Source organism: Microbacterium sp. GbtcB4 (assembly GCF_019091465.1).
GTDB classification, from domain to species: Bacteria; Actinomycetota; Actinomycetes; order Actinomycetales; family Microbacteriaceae; genus Microbacterium; species Microbacterium paraoxydans.
Map to the genome: position 1 here is coordinate 1 of NZ_JAGXJJ010000790.1, position 229 is coordinate 229.

A 229-nucleotide genomic window follows, 5' to 3' on the forward strand; every position below is an offset into this window, starting at 1 on the left:
CTCGCCGCCGCGGGGCCGGGCCCCGGTGGCGAGCCCGAGGCGGTCGTGCGGGTGGGCGCTACGACGGCCGCTGTCGAGATCGACGACCTCGACCCTCTTGCGCTCGGTGACGATGCCGACGACGTCGTGACGGACGCGGACGGCGAGCCGGAAGCGGCGGTGCAGCGACTCCGGGGTCTGCAGCAGGAGGGCGTCGCGCTCCTCGGTCACGCCGCCCACGTAGGAGGGC

The 229-nt window shown here is 76.0% G+C and carries 1 pseudogene; it reads right to left on the reverse strand.

Annotated elements, in window-relative coordinates:
- A pseudogene (locus tag KVS71_RS19630) lies at nt 1-210 on the reverse strand (CoA-disulfide reductase); the annotation flags it as partial.
- Nucleotides 211-229: the final 19 nt, after the last annotated feature.